This window comes from Pontibacter pamirensis (assembly GCF_010015475.1).
GTDB lineage: Bacteria > Bacteroidota > Bacteroidia > Cytophagales > Hymenobacteraceae > Pontibacter > Pontibacter pamirensis.
The window spans coordinates 32,228-51,276 of the sequence record NZ_SSNI01000035.1 but is presented as its reverse complement, the minus strand read 5'-3'; the positions used below and the strand labels follow the sequence as shown (position 1 = coordinate 51,276).

Annotated in this window: 16 protein-coding genes and 1 tRNA gene; 2 read left to right on the top strand and 15 right to left on the bottom strand. The window is 52.1% G+C overall.

Annotated elements, in window-relative coordinates; genetic code table 11:
* Positions 1 to 126 precede the first annotated feature (126 nt).
* The 14 genes from E1919_RS21445 to E1919_RS21380 all read right to left on the bottom strand — a co-directional run bounded on the left by E1919_RS21445 (position 127) and on the right by E1919_RS21380 (position 13,733).
* The gene (locus E1919_RS21445) at positions 127 to 708 is read right to left on the bottom strand and encodes a hypothetical protein (protein ID WP_162055470.1); all 582 of its coding nucleotides are present in this window, start codon (positions 706 to 708) and stop codon (positions 127 to 129) included.
* On the bottom strand, positions 705 to 1,655 hold the full coding sequence (locus E1919_RS21440) for a relaxase/mobilization nuclease domain-containing protein (RefSeq protein WP_162055469.1): 951 nt from the start codon (positions 1,653 to 1,655) through the stop codon (positions 705 to 707). The genes E1919_RS21445 and E1919_RS21440 overlap by 4 nt, the downstream gene beginning before the upstream one ends.
* A complete protein-coding gene (locus tag E1919_RS21435) occupies positions 1,630 to 2,118 on the bottom strand; it encodes a plasmid mobilization protein (RefSeq protein ID WP_162055468.1) in 489 nt (162 codons plus the stop codon). The genes E1919_RS21440 and E1919_RS21435 overlap by 26 nt, the downstream gene beginning before the upstream one ends.
* Before the next feature lie 60 nt (positions 2,119 to 2,178).
* On the bottom strand, positions 2,179 to 3,111 hold the full coding sequence (locus E1919_RS21430) for a toprim domain-containing protein (protein WP_162055467.1): 933 nt from the start codon (positions 3,109 to 3,111) through the stop codon (positions 2,179 to 2,181).
* Positions 3,112 to 3,350: 239 nt separating this feature from the next.
* On the bottom strand, positions 3,351 to 4,529 hold the full coding sequence (locus E1919_RS21425; RefSeq protein ID WP_202915966.1) for a primase-helicase family protein: 1,179 nt from the start codon (positions 4,527 to 4,529) through the stop codon (positions 3,351 to 3,353).
* Positions 4,530 to 4,598: 69 nt separating this feature from the next.
* Positions 4,599 to 4,934, bottom strand: coding sequence for a helix-turn-helix domain-containing protein (locus E1919_RS21420; RefSeq protein ID WP_162055465.1), 336 nt, complete (start codon positions 4,932 to 4,934; stop codon positions 4,599 to 4,601).
* Positions 4,935 to 5,020: 86 nt separating this feature from the next.
* Positions 5,021 to 5,986 carry a hypothetical protein gene (locus E1919_RS21415; protein WP_162055464.1) on the bottom strand — a complete coding sequence of 322 codons (966 nt, stop codon included), beginning with the start codon at positions 5,984 to 5,986 and terminating at the stop codon, positions 5,021 to 5,023.
* A 435-nt stretch (positions 5,987 to 6,421) separates the two neighbouring features.
* The gene (locus E1919_RS21410) at positions 6,422 to 6,664 is read right to left on the bottom strand and encodes a hypothetical protein (RefSeq protein ID WP_162055463.1); all 243 of its coding nucleotides are present in this window, start codon (positions 6,662 to 6,664) and stop codon (positions 6,422 to 6,424) included.
* Positions 6,661 to 6,855 carry a hypothetical protein gene (locus E1919_RS21405; protein ID WP_162055462.1) on the bottom strand — a complete coding sequence of 65 codons (195 nt, stop codon included), beginning with the start codon at positions 6,853 to 6,855 and terminating at the stop codon, positions 6,661 to 6,663. The genes E1919_RS21410 and E1919_RS21405 overlap by 4 nt, the downstream gene beginning before the upstream one ends.
* A gap of 24 nt (positions 6,856 to 6,879) precedes the next feature.
* Complete coding sequence (locus E1919_RS21400) at positions 6,880 to 7,377, bottom strand: hypothetical protein (protein ID WP_162055461.1); 498 nt, start codon at positions 7,375 to 7,377, stop codon at positions 6,880 to 6,882.
* A gap of 171 nt (positions 7,378 to 7,548) precedes the next feature.
* On the bottom strand, positions 7,549 to 10,095 hold the full coding sequence (locus E1919_RS21395) for a polynucleotide kinase-phosphatase (protein ID WP_162055460.1): 2,547 nt from the start codon (positions 10,093 to 10,095) through the stop codon (positions 7,549 to 7,551).
* Positions 10,092 to 11,468, bottom strand: a complete 1,377-nt coding sequence (locus E1919_RS21390; protein WP_162055459.1) for a 3' terminal RNA ribose 2'-O-methyltransferase Hen1 — start codon at positions 11,466 to 11,468, stop codon at positions 10,092 to 10,094. Before E1919_RS21390 ends, E1919_RS21395 begins: the two co-directional genes overlap by 4 nt.
* Before the next feature lie 154 nt (positions 11,469 to 11,622).
* Positions 11,623 to 11,697, bottom strand: a tRNA-Lys gene (locus E1919_RS21385).
* 518 nt (positions 11,698 to 12,215) lie between these two features.
* Positions 12,216 to 13,733 carry a TROVE domain-containing protein gene (locus E1919_RS21380; RefSeq protein ID WP_162055458.1) on the bottom strand — a complete coding sequence of 506 codons (1,518 nt, stop codon included), beginning with the start codon at positions 13,731 to 13,733 and terminating at the stop codon, positions 12,216 to 12,218.
* 210 nt (positions 13,734 to 13,943) lie between these two features.
* Between E1919_RS21380 and E1919_RS21375 the strand changes: the two genes are divergently transcribed.
* Together E1919_RS21375 and E1919_RS21370 are read left to right on the top strand one after the other, a co-directional pair.
* Positions 13,944 to 15,167, top strand: a complete 1,224-nt coding sequence (locus E1919_RS21375; RefSeq protein ID WP_162055457.1) for a DUF6438 domain-containing protein — start codon at positions 13,944 to 13,946, stop codon at positions 15,165 to 15,167.
* Between the two features lie 83 nt (positions 15,168 to 15,250).
* The gene (locus tag E1919_RS21370; RefSeq protein ID WP_162055456.1) at positions 15,251 to 17,251 is read left to right on the top strand and encodes a HEAT repeat domain-containing protein; all 2,001 of its coding nucleotides are present in this window, start codon (positions 15,251 to 15,253) and stop codon (positions 17,249 to 17,251) included.
* A 376-nt stretch (positions 17,252 to 17,627) separates the two neighbouring features.
* On the opposite strand, the gene E1919_RS21365 is transcribed toward E1919_RS21370, so the two are convergent.
* Positions 17,628 to 19,046, bottom strand: coding sequence for an RtcB family protein (locus E1919_RS21365; RefSeq protein WP_162055455.1), 1,419 nt, complete (start codon positions 19,044 to 19,046; stop codon positions 17,628 to 17,630).
* Between the last annotated feature and the right edge of the window lie 3 nt (positions 19,047 to 19,049).

Here is a 19,049-nt window from a genome sequence, read left to right as displayed (position 1 = left end):
GACAGGCAAGATAAAATACTAAAATTCTCTGTTCAGTAGGTGTAGCGGATCTATAGGACCACGACAAGTTTATTTATGTTTTCCCCAGGAGCAAAGTTGAATAACTACCTTAGAGTTACCCAAAGCTTATAATGATGTGTTTTTTTTTCTCTCTTGCAATGGGAGTGTATCACTCTCTTCCACCAGCTTTTCAACCAAGTTTATAGCCTCTTCCGGATTTCGGGCAAAAGTAGAGTCTACCCATAAGGCTGCACCCGGATAAACCTGCCTAATCATCTTCAGTTTTACGCCGCTTTCCACAAGCCTGCTGTTCTCCCTGTACAGACCGAAGCTAAGCCCGACTGAAACAGCAGTTGTTAGTAATAGAATAATTCCCCCAGTCACAAAGCCCCTGGAATTATCTTCGAAGTGGTGGTGGTGTCGGACGGGCAGCACCTTCGGTAGTTTGGATATGGTGTCGCGGAAGGAGCTGATGAGGGTGTGAACCTGCAGCGCCTGGACGCTCAGGTCCTGCCGCCTCAGAATCTTTTTCAACTCCTCAAACTGGGCGCAGGGATTAGGCGCCTGTTCTGCCTGTCCTATATTTGCTTGTTCAGGCTTGTCTCTCTCAGAAATGGTTTGCTGCTCGAGTTTCTCCAGCCGCTTGCCGTGTAGGGCGAGCACGCGTTCCGTGTCGGCCATTCTTTCCTCTAGTTCTTCTGGTGTCATAGGTGTCTTCTCCTTTTCTTTTTACGTTTCTTCTTCCTCAGTTCATATTCAACCATGTGTGCTGTTTGCTCAGCCTCTCCAATAGAGGGAGCCAGTAAGTCCCTGGTCGGGATAAATATGGTGTAAAGCGAAGAGGACTGCTGCGAGATGAGTGAGGGAGTAGGACTTTGGTTATATGAGGTTTGCGGCCTCAGAGCAGTTGTGAACTGCTGTTCCTGCTGCCTGTTCCTCTCCAGCTGTTTGCTGATGGCCCCGTAACTCAGGCTCCTATCAATCCTGGAGCCCCTGAAGCTGAGATTCCCTTCGCAGAAACTTACGCCCTGCACCTGGTCTGTTCCCCTCCGGTATTTGTAGTGGAGGGTGACGCCTTTAGCCTGGAGCAGCCGTTCCATTTCCTGCCAGTTCTTTGCCTTGCCCACTGCCTCTTTGATAGTGTCGTGCAATTCATATTTCAGCTTATCAGCCCCCGTGAGGAGCTGGCGGTTCACCTGCTCCTTGCCCGGCGCCAAGTAGTAGCCGTAGCGGATGGTCATTTCCCGACACAACTTGGCGTTGCGTCTCCGCTCTAATTTGTCTGTGATTGTCCTGCCCTGGAAGTCTACTCTGTTGTAGACGATGTGCAGGTGCGGGTGCTCCCGGTCGCGGTGCTCGACGATGAGGTATTGTGTGTCCCTGATCTGCATCTTCTCCAGGTACTCCCGTGCCCGCTCAGCCATTATCTGAGGTGTTAGCTTGTCCCTATCCTGCGTGCTCCAACTCAGAGCAATATGGCCCACCGCCTTCCCTAGCTCCGGGTTCAAGCTACGCTGCAGGTTGAAGTCAGCGACCATGGCAGAGACGGTATCCGTCCGGATACCCTCCGCATCCAGTACTCGAGCCCCTTCCTTCTGCACCACATAGCGCACGCAGCCCGAGAAGCTCTTACCCGTTATCACTTTTCCTATCATCTTTACGTAGACTTTGAAGCAGGCGGTCTATCTCGTCAAGGGCCTGGCGACACTTACCCTGCACAGAGAGCAGCCCCTCGCGGTGAGCCAGGCGGGCGAGCTGGTTGAGGTTGTTGGCAAGCCCTGAGAGCATGCGCAACAGGGCAGCCTCCTCGGGGGGGAGCCGCGCCACTACTACCGCCTTTTTGGCCGCCGCCCGGAACCATGCCGAGGTGCGTATGCCCGCCTCCCGGGCCTTACCATTTACCAGGAGCCGCTCTGTCTCCGTCATCCGCACTACCACTGTACAGCTTCGCTTCACTCTCTTGGTGGGGCGGCCACCTTTCTTTAGCGGCGGGCCCTGCCGCTCGGCTGCATTCGTTTCCATGTCCTTCTTTCTTTGAGGTGATATGATGTTTCCCTGTTGCGACCACCGGGAACACAGGTCGTGGCCACTGGCCGTGAGGAGGTTTTTGTATGACAAAAACACAAACTTGCTCCCTACTTAAGAGACGCTTTAAAAAAGCTTCTGAAGAGGAAGGCCTTATAGATGGCCGGGCCTTCGGCGATGCCGTCTTGCCCTGTTCCTCCTGGCTGCCAAATATTCGTTCACATCCTTGTGGCCGTTGTAAAAGGCGGAGCAGTCGATGCCCTCCACTCCTGAACATTGCAGCGACTCCGCTACCCGCCTACCGGCCTGGTCCCGGTCCAGGAAGAAGTATACCCCCTGGTGCTGCCGTAGCAGCCCAAGACTCCTGTCTGTGAGGGAGGCAGAGTTCAGAACCAGGAAGTTCGACTTGTCAGGGTGCTGCGACTTTAGCTCCAGCAGTGAGAGGAAATCCATAAACCCTTCCAGCAGGCAGACAGTGCCGGAGCCGTTGTCCACGAAAGTGATGTCCTTGGGGGAGGAGGAGCCCTTGAACCAGGCGCTGCGCAGCTCGTACCCGCCGGAGCGGTTCCCGAACCCGATGGCTTGGTACTCCCTGCCTTCTATGACAAATTTCACTTCCTTACAGTAGGGCTTGGCGGTGGACAGCCGGATGCCCCGTTTGCGCAGGTAACAGGTAAGGTGACTGCTTTGGCCCAGCTCCTGCACGTCCAGGACAGTGATGCCGGGTTCAGGAGCATGCGCCCTGTTCTGACTGACCTTGGCTGGGTGACGCTCACCCTGCTTTAGGCCTGGAACATCATTTGCTTGTGAAAGAAAAAACTGGCTGAAGAGGCTTTTGATAGTTTCCTGGATAGTACCGGTGGGATGGAGGCGCAGGGCCAGGTCAAATACCTTTCCGCCTTCCCCGGTGCCGTGGTCGTACCAGCGGTTGAGTTTGGTGCTGACCTTAAAGGAGGGAGAGTATTCGGCGGGGCGGATAGGGGAGACGTACCACCAGTCGCCCCCCTTCCTGCGGACAGGCTGAATGCCCTGACTGGCCAGGTAGTCCGTAATGGACAATGCGTTGTTGATCTGCTGAATATTCATATCTTTTTCCTTTCATAAGCAAGCTTAAAAACTGACATCCTGAGACCCGGCGGGATTCCGATGGGGTGATGAGGGTATTATGCAAGGGGTTGAATCTAAGTAATATACATGTTCATCATGCCCTCATCAGGCTTTTTCTGTATGATGAGGAAACTCATCGTTCTCATCATTTCTCATCAAATTAAAAAACACCTTGATGAGTAAGTAAATGATTGATATACAGTAGGATGCAGGCGGAATCAGCCGTCCTCATCAAACCGCTGCCTGAGCCAGCTCTGGGAAACGCTGTAGAACCTGCCGGTGAGCCGTACCTGGCAGGGCTCGCCCTGCGCGTCGTAACGGTAGGTCTGGTAGCTCAGGCTGTTCGTTGCCGGCACCAGGCCCCATTCCCGCTGCAGCACCCGGCGCACCTCCTGCCGCGAGAGGCGGGGCATGTGCCGCCGGAGCAGCTCAAGCATGTCCTTTGCCGTAAAGCACATCTGCCCGTCCCCGGTGGCCTCGAAAAGCTCCCGGAGCAGCAGGAGCAGCTCTGTCTCCACCTTGTTGCGGCTGCCCTGCATCACGCGCAGCAGCGCGTCCGTCCGAAGCTGCTTTTCGGAGAACCACATACGCGTCAGCCCCTGCGGAACAGACAGCGGCCGCCTCAGCAGCAGGTGCAGGAGCTGCGGGACCTCCTGCCTCATCTGGCTGAGCAGGTGGATGTTCTCCCGCTCCAGCGGCGGCACTTTCCTGACCCAGTAGCGCGTCTCGGTAGGCTCAATCACCAGGAAGTCCTCCTCGTTGTTGGAGCAGAGCACGAACTTGCCGAAGAACTCTGTTTCGCGGCGGTCCTTGCCTTTGGCTTCTATTTTGGCGGTGCGGGCCGTGCTAAGGTTCTTGATTTTCTCCGAGTCCTCCTTACGCCCAAGCAGCACCTCGTCCACGGCGATGAGGAGTGTGTTCATCCAGTCGGAGTTGAACTGTGACCGGAAGTCGCTGTTGCCGTTGAAGGTCACGTTGCGGCCGAATATGAGCTTGAGCAGGTTGAGAAAGGTGGTCTTTCCCGTCTTGCGCTCCCGGGACACCAGGCACAGCACCGGCAGGTGCTGCGTGGGGCTCCGGTACAGGAGTGTCAGGTAATCCAACCCTAATTCATACTGCTCTCCGAAGATGTGCCTCAGAAAGAACAGGGTCTGCTCGCAGGGGCCCTCCTCCGGCTGCCAGGGCAGCGGATGGTAGAGGTTGTAGAAGTTTCCCACCGCCTCCTGGTAGTGCAGGTGGCTGGGCACGCAGCAGAAGCCGTCGAAGCGGCGAATCCTCTTTACCTCCTTGCGCGGAAGGTCTTGGCGGAGTGTCTCTGAAGACCAGGGAATCCACAGCTCCACATAGTCTCCCTGGATGGTGGGCTGGCGGCAGCGCTTGTAGTAGGAGGTCTGCACCCGGATGTAGCTCTCCGGCGCGCCCAGGGCGAAGGGTTCTGTCTCTTCCATGAGCCAGTGGATTAAAGGTCAGACCTTATTTCTTTTGCTGAGAATAAGCTGCCCTGCTTCCTGCCTTATCTCGGCAACGGTTTTGTTCCGGCCCTGCCGTATCCACTCAGCCAGCTCGCTTTTGTAAAAGTAGAGCCGCTTCCCCCGCTTACTGACAGGAACCTCCCTGCGGCTGACTTTCATGTAAAGCGTGGCAACGGAAAGATGGAGGAAGGCGGCAGCCTGGCTGACGTTGAAGATGTCCTCCTGCTCCTGTTGGGGGTGACGCTCCTCCAGCAGGCGCTCCAGGTGATTCATTTTCTCATGCAGCAGGCGCATGGCCTGCGGCAGTTGCTCAAAGGTGAAGTTTTCCATAACAGCATTGTTTTTGGTTTGTGCTGCAATGGTAGGGACTTGTTTGGAAGGGTTGCAAGAAGGTCATGCCCTATCCTACCTGTATCTTACTGGATAGTGTAGTTTTTTTGAGTGCGGACAACGGGAAAGACGGTGTAGGTGCCGTCCGGCTGCTTCCGCACGTCCAGGATAGGAGACTGGCAGGGCTTGGCGTTGGAGGAGATGATGGCGGCCAGGTAGTTAGGCGGCAGGGTTCTTTGCTGCTTTCGGTACACATAAGCAAAGTTTGCAGATATCCATGCCTCGAGCTCTCCTTTCAGACAGCCCACGAGAAGATTGGCTTCGTAGAGCTGTTTGAAGGCGTCGGCCAGCTGATTGCCGTTCCCGTGAAAGAGCAGGGGGGAGGAGGGGGATTGGTTCTCCTGCAGGAGGGGCAGCAGCTGCTCCTGGTCCTCCGGGGTGAAATATCCCTTGAAGATTTCAAAGAGCTTCTCCGTTACCCCATCCACAAAGTGAGGATAACCTGTAACAGGCCTGGCAGGGGCGGGTTCAAGCGGGAGAGAATCCTGCTCCTCCGGGGCGGGTAGCAGGGCCGTTACACTCCGGATAAATTTGGCCAGCAAGGATTCCCGTAGCTTGACCGACTCACTCAGGTCATCGACCAACTCCTCGCGAACCTCTACGTGCGCATAGAAGGGCTGCAGGTTGTGTATGACAAACAGGTCAGGCAGGTTCATCTGATGCAGGTAACCAGCTGGATAGACCTGCCCATAGTCCAGGGTGTGGTTGTGAAAGTTGACCCAAAAGGCCCTAAACCGCTCCTCTATCCCGGTGATTTGCTCCAAAACCACTTGCAGCTGCCTGTGGTGGAGGGAAAGCAGATCGAGTGCGGCCATCTCAGAGAGGAGCTTGAGCTCACTTTCGAAAACAGCGGCCTCGTCGTAATGCGTCTCATGCCTGAGGTCGTAGCCTGTCTTCACCTGTTGGCCAAAAGGGCCTACAGGCATCTTCCTCTCGACAAGGTGGAGCTCAAAGGTCTGCAGGCGGGTCAGAAACTTCTTCAGGTGCTTCATGATGCGGTGGTTTTATGACGGCCATCCGGGAGCTGAGAAACGAAGGAAGGTTCAAGGTACCTGTGTTGGTAGCTTGTCTCTACTTCTTCACTATCTCAATATAAACCAAAGCGTAACAACAACAAAGAACACGCAGTAGCTTTTATAAACTAAAGCAACAGGAGCCGTGATGTAGGTATAGGCATGAACTGGTGCTTCTACATATTCATAGAGGCACACATTTTTGTATTAATTCTAAGACCAGCTGAAAAGAAGATAATGAAGTGGCGAGAGATGCCTTTACTTTTAAGATGAAGCTTTCTTTTTAGGCGAAAGCGTGTCTTTGTCTATATCATCCGGGCTGTTTACCTGAGGGTCATACCAGTCTGCCTTTTGTTTTGCCCACACGAGCCATTGTTTCAATTCATGATTTGAAGTATCAGTTGCCTTGGCCTGCTAGGCTACAGAAGCTATGTATTCCCGCAGCACCTGGGTCTTATGCCACCGTTTCGAGTGCTGAAGCAGCCTCTTGAAACTGGCCAGCTCCTGTTCCTTGCGTGCCTCCTGCTCCCGTAATATCCGCTCCTTTTCAAGACGGGCTGCATTGGCTTTCTGTGCGTTCAGCCTGAACTCCTCTTCTTTCTTAGCCTTTAGCTCCAGGTAAGCAATGATGTTGGAGAGCCTGCTCTCTAACATCATTGCTTACCATCCTGCCACTCTCTCCCGCTCCAGTGCCTGCCAACCCAGAGTACAAGTAATCCTGTTGGAGTGTAATCATAGGAGTAATTTCCTTTTTTGATTTCATCTGATCTTTTGAGCTTTTCTCTGATGGCGACTTCAAACCTTTCCTCCCCGACACGAATGTTGTTCCCATAGCTCCCCACCTCCATTGTGTGGCCTCTGGCTTTTGGGGCCTATATTAGGGTGTCCATTAAAATAAGCGTACGAGAGAGGAGACGTTTTGAGACTTTTATGTCCATGAAACCATAATGTGGGTTAATTAAACCGGTGAAACGGTATTTTCGGCTTCGCTCCTCGATGTTGGCTTGGAATGCAGTAATAAGCTTATCTGGATTGGTAAGGCGGGTTGGTACCTTTAGCATGCCTTTCAGATTCTCTTCAATTTCCTTCTGCAATAGAGCCAAAGGCTTCAAAGAGCCTCTAGGTGCAGTAATGGCTCTCAAATCAATTTCTTGCTCTCTTGAAGCATCTGCGGGTAGTTCAGGGACAGGAACTGTCTTTCCAGTCCTGACCTTTTGCCAGTGTCCTGATCTCGGAGTAGGGATCTGTAACTTCTTACACAGTTTACGCAGTTCATAATCCGACACTTCAAATTTTCTGGCAATGCTGATCATGGGTTCTGACCACACCTGCCTGTGCAGCTCCTGCCGGGTGAGCTTGGTGTTTTCCATTGGACTAGCAATTAAGGTTTTTCTTATGAATTCAACATAGTCACAAAGAAATAATGGATAAGTTGTGGCGACAAAGAAACGCAGAGAAAAGAGAACTGCCAGGCTTCAATGATGTAGAGGGAAACACCACTGAAACCTGGCAGTACCAAAATAGCTTTTGATAAACTACTCTTATAACCTCGGATCCACCGCCTCGCTCTCGAGTGCCAGCACGCCGAACACGCACTCATGCACGCGGCGCAGCGGCTCCTTCCGCACAAAGCGCTCCAGCGACTCCAGGCCCAGGGCGAACTCCTGAAGGGCCAGCTCCCGCTTCGCCTTTACGTGGCGCTGCTTCAGGCGCTCCAGGTTGCCGTTCAGGTCATACTCCGGGCCGTAGACAATGCGCAGATACTCGCTGCCGCGGCACTTCATGGCGGGCTGTATCAGCCTGTCTTTGTTGGTTGACACAAAGTCCAGCGGCTTAACCACCATGCCTTCGCCACCTGCCTTTGTGAGTTCTGTCCACCAGCTGACGGCGGTGTTAATACTTTCCTCATCCTCCAGGTTCACGAAGCGGTGGCTGGTCATCAGGAGGTAAAGCTCGTCCTGGCGGCATACTTCCGCTAGTTTTTCCATGTGCCAGGTGTGCTGCTGGTTTGCATGCACCTTCCCTTCGGTTGCCAGAATGTGGAAAGGAGCGAAGGCCATGCCTTCAATACCTTCCGTTTCGCTGGTATAGTGGTGGTAGGAAGCAATATATTTGTCGATGGCCTGCGTCCGCTGTGCTACATTCTCCAACATGACACCTACCTCCAAGCCACGAGATTGCGCTTGCTGCAGCACGTCATGCGCTCTTTCCAGTGCGTTGGAAGCTGAGGCTCCTACGGCCGCGTACTGGTTTATGATGAGGTCTTTCGCTTTGGATGACCAGGGCAGCAGCTCCCCGTCCAGGCACACCCAATCCGTTTCGAACCTGTCCCAGAAGTCCGCCGCCGTGAGGGCTCGCTGGAGTACCTCCAGGAAAGCCTTTTCAGTTGCTTCGTCCTGAAAGAAGCGGCGGCCTGTGCGGGTGTAGATAATACCTGGGGCAGGGGAGTGCATGCCAAAGCGCTTCACCGCCACTTCCGGGTCTTTGCATATCACGGCGATGGCGCGGGAGCCCATGTGCTTCTCTTCGCAAATTAGATTCCGCACACCGTTTTTACGGTAGTAGCTGAACACCTCCAGGGGGTGCTCCAGGTACTCGGGCAGCTGGCTCGTTTCGGGTGGCGACATGGTAGGCGGCAGGTATACCAGCCACTTCGGGTCGATGGCAAAACGGCTCATCACCTCTAGGGCTGCCACCGCATTCTCCTCCCGCACAATAACGCGCTTGCCGATGCCTGTCTCCACGATGTACTTCTCCCTTAGCGGACCGATGTCCAGGATATCATCGTATTCCTGCTGCGCCGCCTGTGCCGCTGTATTTGGCATAACCGGCCTTACCGGCTCGCTGTATACGGCTTTGCTCTCTACCGAAACTGTCTCCCGCTCCGGGTAGCGCAGCGCAGTCAACCTGCCGCCGAATACGCAGCCTGTGTCGACGTTGAGGGTGTTGTTGAGCCAGTCGATGCCTGGCACTGGCGTATGGCCATACACGACGTTTGCCTTGCCACGGTAGTTCTTCGCCCAGTCATGGCGAACGGGCAAGCCGAATTCATCTACTTCGCCCGTCGTCTCCCCGTACAGGCAGAAGGCCCGTACAGCAGCGGCTGCCCTTCCGTGCATTGGCTCCGGCAAACCGGCATGCGCCACTACCAGTTGCCCCTCGTCCAGCACATAATGCGCAATCAGTCCGTCCAGGAATGCTTTTACTTTCTCTTTGAAAGCATCCGGTGTAGCGGCAAGCTGCTGCACTGTTTTGTCCAGCCCATTGTCCAGGTTCACGCTTTTACCCTGCAGGTAGCGCAGCAATTTATCGTCGTGGTTGCCCCGTATGCACAAGGCCTGCCCGCTGTTTACCATGTCCATCACCAGGCGCAGCACCTCCGGCGACTTTGGTCCCCGGTCCGTCAGGTCGCCTAGGAAAATGACTTTCCTTCCGGCAGGGCCGCTGATCTGGTAATGCCCGTTTGCCTGCTGCTCCACTTTGTAATCAAGCTCGGTCAGCAGTTCCTGCAGTTCATCAAAACAGCCGTGTATATCGCCGATGATATCGAAGGGGCCTGTCTCTTCTTTCCTGTTGCTCCAGAGTGGCTGGCGCACGATGCTTAGCTCCTCTTCCGGACTAACCTGGTAGGTGTAGCTGAAGCCTTCGCGCTTGATGCTCTTGAGCGTGCGCCTGTACATGTCGTAGTGCTTCTCGATGACCTGGCGGCCAAAGTTGCGGTCTGGGCGCACTTCGTGCCGCTCCTGCAGCTGCCGGATAGGTGTGTCCAGCATGATGGCAGCAGCCAGGGCGTAGTTCTCCTTTGCCAGTCGTACAAGCTTTGCCCGGTCATCCTTGTGCAGGTTCAGCGCGTCTATGACTGTCAGCTTTCCCCGCTTCAGGCGCTTGGAAGCCAGGAAATTCAGCAGGTCAAAGGCATCGCCTGTCGCTTCCAGATTGTTCTCATCGTCTGACACCAGGGCACGGCAGTAGTCGGAAGAGATGACTTCGGTGCCGAGGAAGTATTTTTTTGCAAACGTGCTCTTGCCTGCGCTGCTTGGGCCCACCAGCAGTACAAGAGCTATTTCGGGTAGTTTTATTTCTTTCATGCTGTTCCTTTCTTTTTGAATACCGCCATTTGTGAGGGTGCACCTACTTCAGGCTCTTCCTGACCAACTGGCTCCAGGCGCACTTCATAGCCGTAGCGTTCGCACACGTGCCCGCACCAGTTTTGAAACTCCTCCCGCGTCCATTCAAAGCGGTGGTCCTGGTGGCGGAAAGCCTCCGGGTCCAGCCGTTCGAACACAACGTTGTACTCTGCATTAGGCGTTGTGAGCACCACGGTGTCTGGGGCCGCATAGCCGAAGACAACACGTTCCATGGTCGGTAGTCTTTCCGCATCGAGGTGCTCGATTACCTCCACCATGGCGAGGGCGTCGTATCCTTTCAGGCGCTCGTCCAGGTAGGTGACGGAGCCCTGAAACAGGGAGAGCCGTTCGCGCAGGGCAGGGGAGGCCTCGTCCAGGTGCAGGTTTTCATTTGCCAGCTGGAGTTCTGAGAAGGAAACATCCATGCCGGCTATCTTCCGGAACTGCCCATCCTTGAGCAACAACCGCAGCAGCTTGCCTGAACCGCAGCCCAGGTCCAACACCCGTTGCGCACCACTCTGCTGGAGCCGCTCAAAAGCCCGGTTGAGGCGCAGCTGGTGCAGGCTCTCCTGTAGCGGAGATTTGGGTTCATCAGACGGCATGACTTCTTCACCTGCCAGCCGCAGGATAGCCTCGTTGGCAATGGTGCGGATGTTGCGCAGGAACCTGCGCGTAATCCAGTCGCGCTCCGGGTGCTGCTCCAGCCAGCCCTGTCCTTTCTGCAGGAGTATCTCGATATCATGCTGTGTCACATAGCTGTGGCGGCTGTTGTCCAGCACCGGGATGAGCACATACACATGCGAGAGCAGTTCCTGCAGGGGGCAGACTTTCTTCAGTGTCAGATTCACATACCTGCTCTGGCTCCATTGCGGGAAAGCCATGTCCAGCGGAATCGTCTCTGTTTGCAGCGCATAGCCCAGCGGAACAAACAACCGCTCTACCATCTCCAGGTCCGTATCCACGCGGAGGGAGCTGAGCCGCAAAGTGAAAGGCATAAAAATCTCCGGCAGCTCCGGCCTGGTGTTGCACCTGCCGTTGAGGGCAGAGCCGAAGGCCTTGGAAATAGCGGAGCTCAGAAAAGAATTGCTCGTGTAAGGCCTGTCGTTTACGTACTGGTCCTGCAGGGCATTATTCCCTTTCCGCACCCGCACCAGGTCCACCGGGTTGATGTCGAGCATCAGGCAGGCGGTACAGCGTGCTGCGGTGGCTTCGGGGTAAAAGATATGCGCCTTTCCCGCCGCCAGCTCCACCGACTGCAGCCTGTCCGGGTGCTTGTGTAGCAGGAAGCCTAGGTCTGTGGCCGGGGAATGCGTGGTCGTGATTTCTAAAAGCATCTGATTTTTCTCTTTTTAGAGATATATTTAAAATTCAATATAGGTTTTTTACCCGAAACTCCCCGGGCTTACGGGCCTAAGGTAGCTTCAGGTAAAAAAGAAGCAGGACGACAGATGGCAAGCGACATAGTGCTCTACCACTGAGCTACACGCTTGAAACGTGGCGGGAATCGAACCCGCGGCCTCTCGATTAAAAGTCGAAGTAACGCTTGCCTACGGCACCTGTTCCAGTAAGACAGAGGCGACAGGCAAATGGAGTTGGATTTTGCGTGACAGGCGAAGTAACTCCATTTAACGGCACTCTGTTTTGTTTATAAAAAGCGGGCGACAGGCGACAAGGGACCTAAACCTTTTGCAAGGCGTTGCTCTACCAGCTGAGCTACAGAACCTGGTGACTCTGGCAGGAGTCGAACCTGCGACACACGAAGTAACCCTTGTCTACGGCACCACTTCAATATCTAAAATGAGCGGGCGAAAGGCGGCCGGAGACCTATAAATTGTACTCACTGGCGTGTTACCCTTTCACTATTCCTGGCCTTTACTGACCTGAGAAGCAGGACTCGAACCTGCAACTCCAGTACCCTGACGAAGTAACTCCAGCCTACGGCACCGCTCATTTTAAAATCTTAAAAGCAGGAGGGCAACAAGCGGCCCGTGACAAGGCTGTTGGCAGCCTGCAGGATTTGAACCTGCTCGTCCATGTAAGACTTCACCGAAGTACCACGCACCTACGGCACCTCCTGCGTTTTATAGTTCTACTGCTTCAATATTCTCCAGGGCAGTACCACCGTTCTCTATTGCCTCCAGCACCTCGAATATTTTATCGCTCCAGCCCGCTATGAGGAAAACATCTTCCTGCAGCAGGTTGATGGGCGAGGAGCCATAGCCCGCCAGGTCGAAGAGGTAGAGGCGGGCATTGGGTGCCACTGCCTTGTACTTCTTCCACTCCTGGGTCAGGCTCTGGTGGTAGCCTGTGCTGTCCCAGAGCTGGCAGTCGGTGAAGACCATCACTTTGTCTGCCTTCACGCGACGGTTAACCAGGTCACGGATGACCAGGTAGCCGTTGGTAGAGTAGCCTACCTCACCTTCGCGTCGGTAGAACTCCTGCACATTGGCCAATACACTCTTGCGAGGCAGGTTGAGTACTTTCCAGGTGTCGCCGAACATGCCGGTTATCACATTCCGGCAACGGTGCTGCAACAGCATGCCCAGCATGAGCCCGATGTCGTAGTTCAGGATTTTGCTTCTTGGAGAAACAGCCTTTTGCATGGAGCCCGACACATCGCAGGCTACCACCACGCGCACCTCCTCGCTGAAGCCCTGCATGTTCTGCACGCTTACCTGTACCGCCTCCTCCAACGCATCCAGCACTAGTGCAGTAAAGCCGGACTTCAGCTGCAGCACCTCGCGGTAAGCCGCCAGGTATCGGAACGGCAGCTGCCTGGCCTTCTGCACAGCGCGGCCATCGGAGAGGGTGGCGCATACGCGCTGCATGTGCGCACCCGATACCTCTGCTTCCATGATGTTGCGCAGGTTACGCAGCAGGGCCATATAGCCGAGCCTGTTGCTGTCTAGCAGCTCTTCCCACTTTGCCCGCACCACAGCGGCTTTGGTGGCGGTATCCTCAAACGCTTGCTGCCCCAGAGCCGATAATTCCGTCTCCCAGGTATAAGGCGTGGCCAGCGTATCGGCGGCTATTTTGTCGAAGAGTGCCCGCTGGTTTTCGTCTTTAGACTTTGGGTGCACCAGGAACAGCGCGTCGCGCAGCTTGATGTCTGTGGCACGGTTATACTTGGCGAACTGGTACTCGTCGAAATTGTTAAAGGTCATGGCCAGTCCTTTCTGCAGCTGCTTGGAGAGGCGGCCCAGCTTCTTGGTACCCGTGCGCCCGTTGCTCAGGCTGTAGTAGGCGAGGAGTTCAATAATCTCGTCGGCGCGCTGTACCACGCGGGCAACGGTGCGGCTCACCAGGTCATCGCCAGCGTGTACTTTCGCCAGCTCCACCACCAGTACCAGCGGCACGCTGCGCAGGTGCATCTGCGTGCGTGCATACACCGCTAGTTTCGCCACAAACGACGGCTCGTTCTGCGCAATGAGCTCCCGGATACGCTCCAGGCGCTTGTCGCTGCTCTCGTAAAACTTGTCGTTCAGCGAGGCAGTCACAACGGCTGCATACAGCTCGGCGTCTGGTCCTGTTTTCCAGGCCAGCGCTCCTTCGTAGTTCGTGGTCTGGTGCTTTTTTGGTGTGAGAAAGTTGAACTTCATGGCCTTTTCCTTATATGATAGACCAAAGTTCAGGGGCTAGTGCGCAGTCTTTTTGCGTAGGAGGAGGGGAGGTAAAAATAATTTAAAAAATATTTAAAGGGTAGAGAGTTAAAATATAGTATTTTACATATGTGAACATAGAGTTGTTTGTTGAAATTGGCATTGAACCGTATGTTCATATCTTATACCAAGTAGTTTGCCCAATAGACAATGAAAAATTTTGCCCTTGTTTTACTAAGCGTTCTTCTACTTTCTTATTGCCATGAGCGCAACGAAGAAAAGAAGCTCTTGCCAGAGTTGTACGGACATTGGCTGCCAGCGGATTTGAAAGGAGTATCGGGTAGCGATAAGAGAAATGAACGTCCACCTCCTATTGCTGGGCTGGTTGAGCAGGGGTTCTCTTTTGACTCTAACGGCATAGCAGATGTTAAAAGGGGATATTATAGAATGCTGCGTGGTAAGGAACGCAGAGACAGAAAACTTATCTATCTTGGTTCTAAAACAAAATATTATGTAAAAGGAGACAGCTTGAAGATATTTAATCTTACAGACTCCACATGGTGGGGCCTCAAGGTTGTTAAACTCACGGAAGATACACTCTCGTTTGCAACTGAGCGGGGTGAGCCTTGGACGTTTGTACGAAAGAATTACAGCTCGAATGCTGAGCCAACCTTCGATAAAATAGTAGTTTCAACCTCTGGTTGCTATGGCACTTGTCAGGCTTCCAACACCATCATCAGTTCTGACGGTCAGGTGACATTCTATGGCGAGCGCTACACAACCAAAACCGGTTTTTATACTGGTTCTGTTCCAGAGGAGCTTTATCAGGAGTTAGAAAGCAACTTTAGAAAGGCTGACATCAATAATATTCCTGATGAATTTTCAGGGGGATTTACGGATGGAGAGAAGATTACTGTTTCTTTCATCAAAGGTGACAGTATCTATAAGACAGTATCAGATTACGGAAATGCGGGGCCAAATGAACTGGTATGGGCATTGATCCCATTCCGCTATCTCTACCAACAATTAAACCTAAAGCCACTGTACAAAGCGAGTTTGCCTTTTTATCCCGCACTTCATTTTCTGAAGTTTGAGAAGAATGGTAAAGAGTTAGTGCTGCCCCAGTCGGAGAGCTTCTTGCTGTGGGACTACCTTCGCATAGGAAAGAAAACGAACATTTCATTTAAGGAAAGATTTACCTTGAACTTCAAGCACAACACTTTATGGTTTCCCTCTCGGGATGAAGAAATGAGAGGTGAGGGGTACGACAGTTCTGAAGCGGAGAGAGTGAAAGAGATTTCAACTGATGGTAGGTACTTTAAGTTTATAGTGGAGGGAGAAGACCCTGTAACCATAGATATTGGGTTTAACTTTTTTGACAGGAGTTATTCAGAGGAAGAATTCAAAATAAAAGGGGGAGTATTAACAATGTAAAATACCATGGGCCAACAACACCTTCCGGTAGTTGAGCCACAGGAAAGCTAAGCACGTTGCCAATAATGCAAAAATAGATTTCAATGTTCAAAACCCTAACCATCTGCCTCTTTTTGCTGCTGTCCTTTACATATGTAAAGGCGGATACATGGCATGACCCAGCCTGGCAAACGATGATTGATAGTTCTGATGTAATAGGTCTTTTCCAAATAACAGGTGAAGGAGATTTCAGAGCAAGGGCCAAACTGCTTAAGTCCTACAAAGGCATCTTAGAGAAGGATGAAATATGGATTTCAGGCTTCAGCAATAGGTATGGCCCAATCGACACTATGCGTACAGGAGAAAAATATATACTTTTTCTTAATAAGCATACCCTGACTGATGAAGGCAAGGAATATTGGCTACAGTTAATTGAAGAAGAGCCCGAGCTGATTAGTTTTTATAATGCTATTCAGCAGGGGCTTGCTTACCGTGTCTGGTCACCTACCTCAGGAGACTTTTTTGTAAAGGGGGAAAGGGTGAGTTACAATTTGTTAAGCACAAGCCACTCCAGCCAATCTTCTGAAAAATCATTCTCTGAATTAGATGAATTTCTCGCTGTTGCTGTAAATAATGAACCCAATAGGAAATTTCAAAAGCAGCTTCTCCATAAGCTTGAGAAAAGTCTTCTCAGTTCTCAATGGGATATGGCTAGTCAATACTTGATGATGTTGCACTTAACGGGCAACCGTTCATACAATAAAGTCTTCAAGAGAGCAGTAGATGCCCCAAATCTAAATACTAGGCTCGCCCTTGCGCGCCGTATGGGAAAGGCGAAGTCTAAAAAGTCAAGAGAAATTCTAATTACACTTCTCAAGGACTCAAGCAGCGTGGTGCAAGGTGAAGCTGTTAGGCAGTTATCAACTGAGAGTGCCGACTTTGTAGGACCTGTGTTGCTTGCACAGCTAAAAGAAGCGGGTACGGGTGGTATCTATCCGGCCAGTATAATGGATCCGGTGCGCAATGAGTTAGAGGGTGGAAAAGTAGAGATAATAAGGACCTTGGGTGAGCTAAAGTACAAACCAGCTGCAAAGTATCTGCTACCACTACTCGAGACTGAAGATGAGTATTTATTCAAACTTGTTATTGCCACTTTACAGAAGCTTGATAACAAAGGATACATCCCTTATTTGAATGAGCATCTAAAGAAAGGCACTGAATCATTGATTTTCGACATTAGTATGTTGATCTCTGAAAATGACCTGGAGGAAAGTAAGCAAGCGCTGATGGACTACATTTCATCACACGAAAGGAATGATCAGACTAGAAATGAATTTGCCATCTCCACCTGTTGTGGTCTCGGACACTTTAGGGATAAAGAAACAATCCGGTTCCTGTTATCCGATTTTAGTTCATTTCTTCTAAACCTGGATTTAGTTGATAACTCAGCCCAATCAAAATGGCTCCGCCAGTACTTCGAAACCTTTACTGACCTCCAGGTGGAGGAAGCAAGGCCACTGATATACAAGTCGCTGTTTCATTGGGTTGGTTTAAGCTATGAGTTTGCCCAAGATCCTGTGCTTTTCTCTGTTAAATCTGCCAAAGAGGATTCTATAAACTCAAGGGTGAGAGATATACTACATGAATTCGATATAAAAGAGGTGCAAACTCTGGCATTTATAGAAAGTACATTGGGAACAGCAAAAAATGACAATACTGAGGACAAATTCATCGTGCAGGTAAAGTTGAAGGAAGATGAGCAGCAATCCATCAGCTTGGATGAAATATTAGCGGGTGGCGGTGAGAACACTAAAAATTTATTTATGGTTCTTGACAGTGTCCGCACCAAAATAAGTAGGGGATTAGGGGTGCCCATACATAATGTAAATGTGCAGAAAGACTCCTTCGTCTTAGGTGTCGATAACAGGTTCAATGATCGTTTTTCTTTGCTAGGTAGGTTTTGTGAATATGCTACTGCGTTACCAAATGAGAATGACTTAAGGTTTTTAAAAGCTCTTGCAGCAACTGACATTCCTGGAGATGAAGTGGGTCAAAAAAAGATACACATCGCTATTCAGCAGATAGAAGAAAAACTGAAGAAGTAAAGTAGCACTTTTGGCAACTACGTGTAGACGACATGTTTCGGCTAAATACCTTATCATATCGTCTACACAAGGCCATTGATAAAACAGACACTTTGTTGCACTCTCATATGTGGGCATCATTTAACTGGTAGTGCATCAGTGAAATGAGAAGCTTTAAAGTTGATTCAACATACCTGCATACAACTCCCTCCGCACCTCCACCAGTAGCTTGTTTAGCTTCTCCATATCCGGCTCATCCGGTAATTCTGAAGCCTCATATAGTGCATTCCATTGTAGCAGTCCATGCCTCGGCGATAACCGGTAATTCCGTATAATGAAAAGCCCCTGCCATTATTTACAGCAGGGGCTTTTCATTTGAGAGATCAAATCATTAACACTAATCCTTCTCCATATACTTTTCATCCCCGCACATGCGGACAAGCTTCGGCGTGAATGTTCCCACCACCTCCACAAGGTCCTGTTGCGATTGCATCACCTGGCGGATATCCTTGTAAGCCATTGGCGCTTCATCCAAGCCTGATCCTATTACCTCCACACCCGCATCCAAAAGATACTGCTGCACCTGTGGCAGGGAAAGTGTTTGTTTGGCCTTAGTCCTGGACATCACCCGGCCCGCACCATGCGAGGCGGAGTTAAGCGAATTCGCATCACCTTTTCCACGCACGATAAAGCCGGGCGTCGCCATAGAGCCAGGAATGATGCCTAATACACCCTGACCCGCTGGTGTAGCACCTTTCCGGTGCACGATTACCTCGTTTCCGTCGGCATCTTTTTCTTTCCAGGCAAAATTGTGATGGTTCTCCACCACCGCAAGCGGCTGTTCACCTAGTGCCGCCGCCAGCCGCTGGTGTATCTGGTGGTGGCAGGTCGAGGCGTAGTCACCGGCCAGGTTCATGGCCAGCCAGTACTCCTGCCCCGCCTCTGTGTTCAGGTCCAGCCAGGCTAGATGGCGCGCCTCCTGCGGCAGGCGGCAACTTTCCATGGCTACTTTGGTATAGTGCCCCGCAATGCTGGCACCCAGGCCGCGAGAGCCGGAGTGGGAGAGCACCGCCAGGTAATTACCTGTTGGTAGGCTAAACTCGTTTTCCGGATCGTGCAGTTCCACTGTGCCAAACTCCACAAAGTGGTTACCGCCACCCGAGGAACCTAGCTGTCTGAAGGCCCGGTCTTTCAGGCCCTTCGCCACGGCTATATCAGCAAATTCGTTGCGCTCCATGATAGTGTGGTCCTGAGGGTTTTTAAAAGTAGCCGTACCGAAGCGCGTGTTGTCGAGCAGCAGCTTCTTTAGCTGCGCTGGCTGTGTCGTCAGAATGTCGGGTGGTATGGCGTAAAGGCTCATACTCATACGGCAGCCAATGTCTACGCCCACGGCATAGGGAATCACGGCGTTTTGTGTTGCCAGTACACCACCGATCGGCAGACCATACCCCTGGTGCGCATCCGGCATCAGTGCCCCGCCTACTGTTACAGGAAGGCGCATGGCCACATCCATCTGTTTTAGTGCACCCGCCTCAATACCTTCAGCCCCATAAATGACATAGTCTTTAGCGCCGGGCAAAAGAGGGGTAACCTCTTCCTGCTTCGGTGGCAGCAAGTCCTCTGCTAGCGGTGCCCAAAGCTCATCTTCCTGGTATTTTGAGGGCGAGGAGAGTACCTTAGATAGTAGTATTAACTGCTCCTCTTTCGATACTTCCTTAAATGCTGTCTCGATTAGGGCCAGTGCTGTGCCGACGGCTTTACCGGGAACATAGCCGATTTTAAGAAGATCTTTTCCTGTGAGTTGATGTGCGTTCATAGT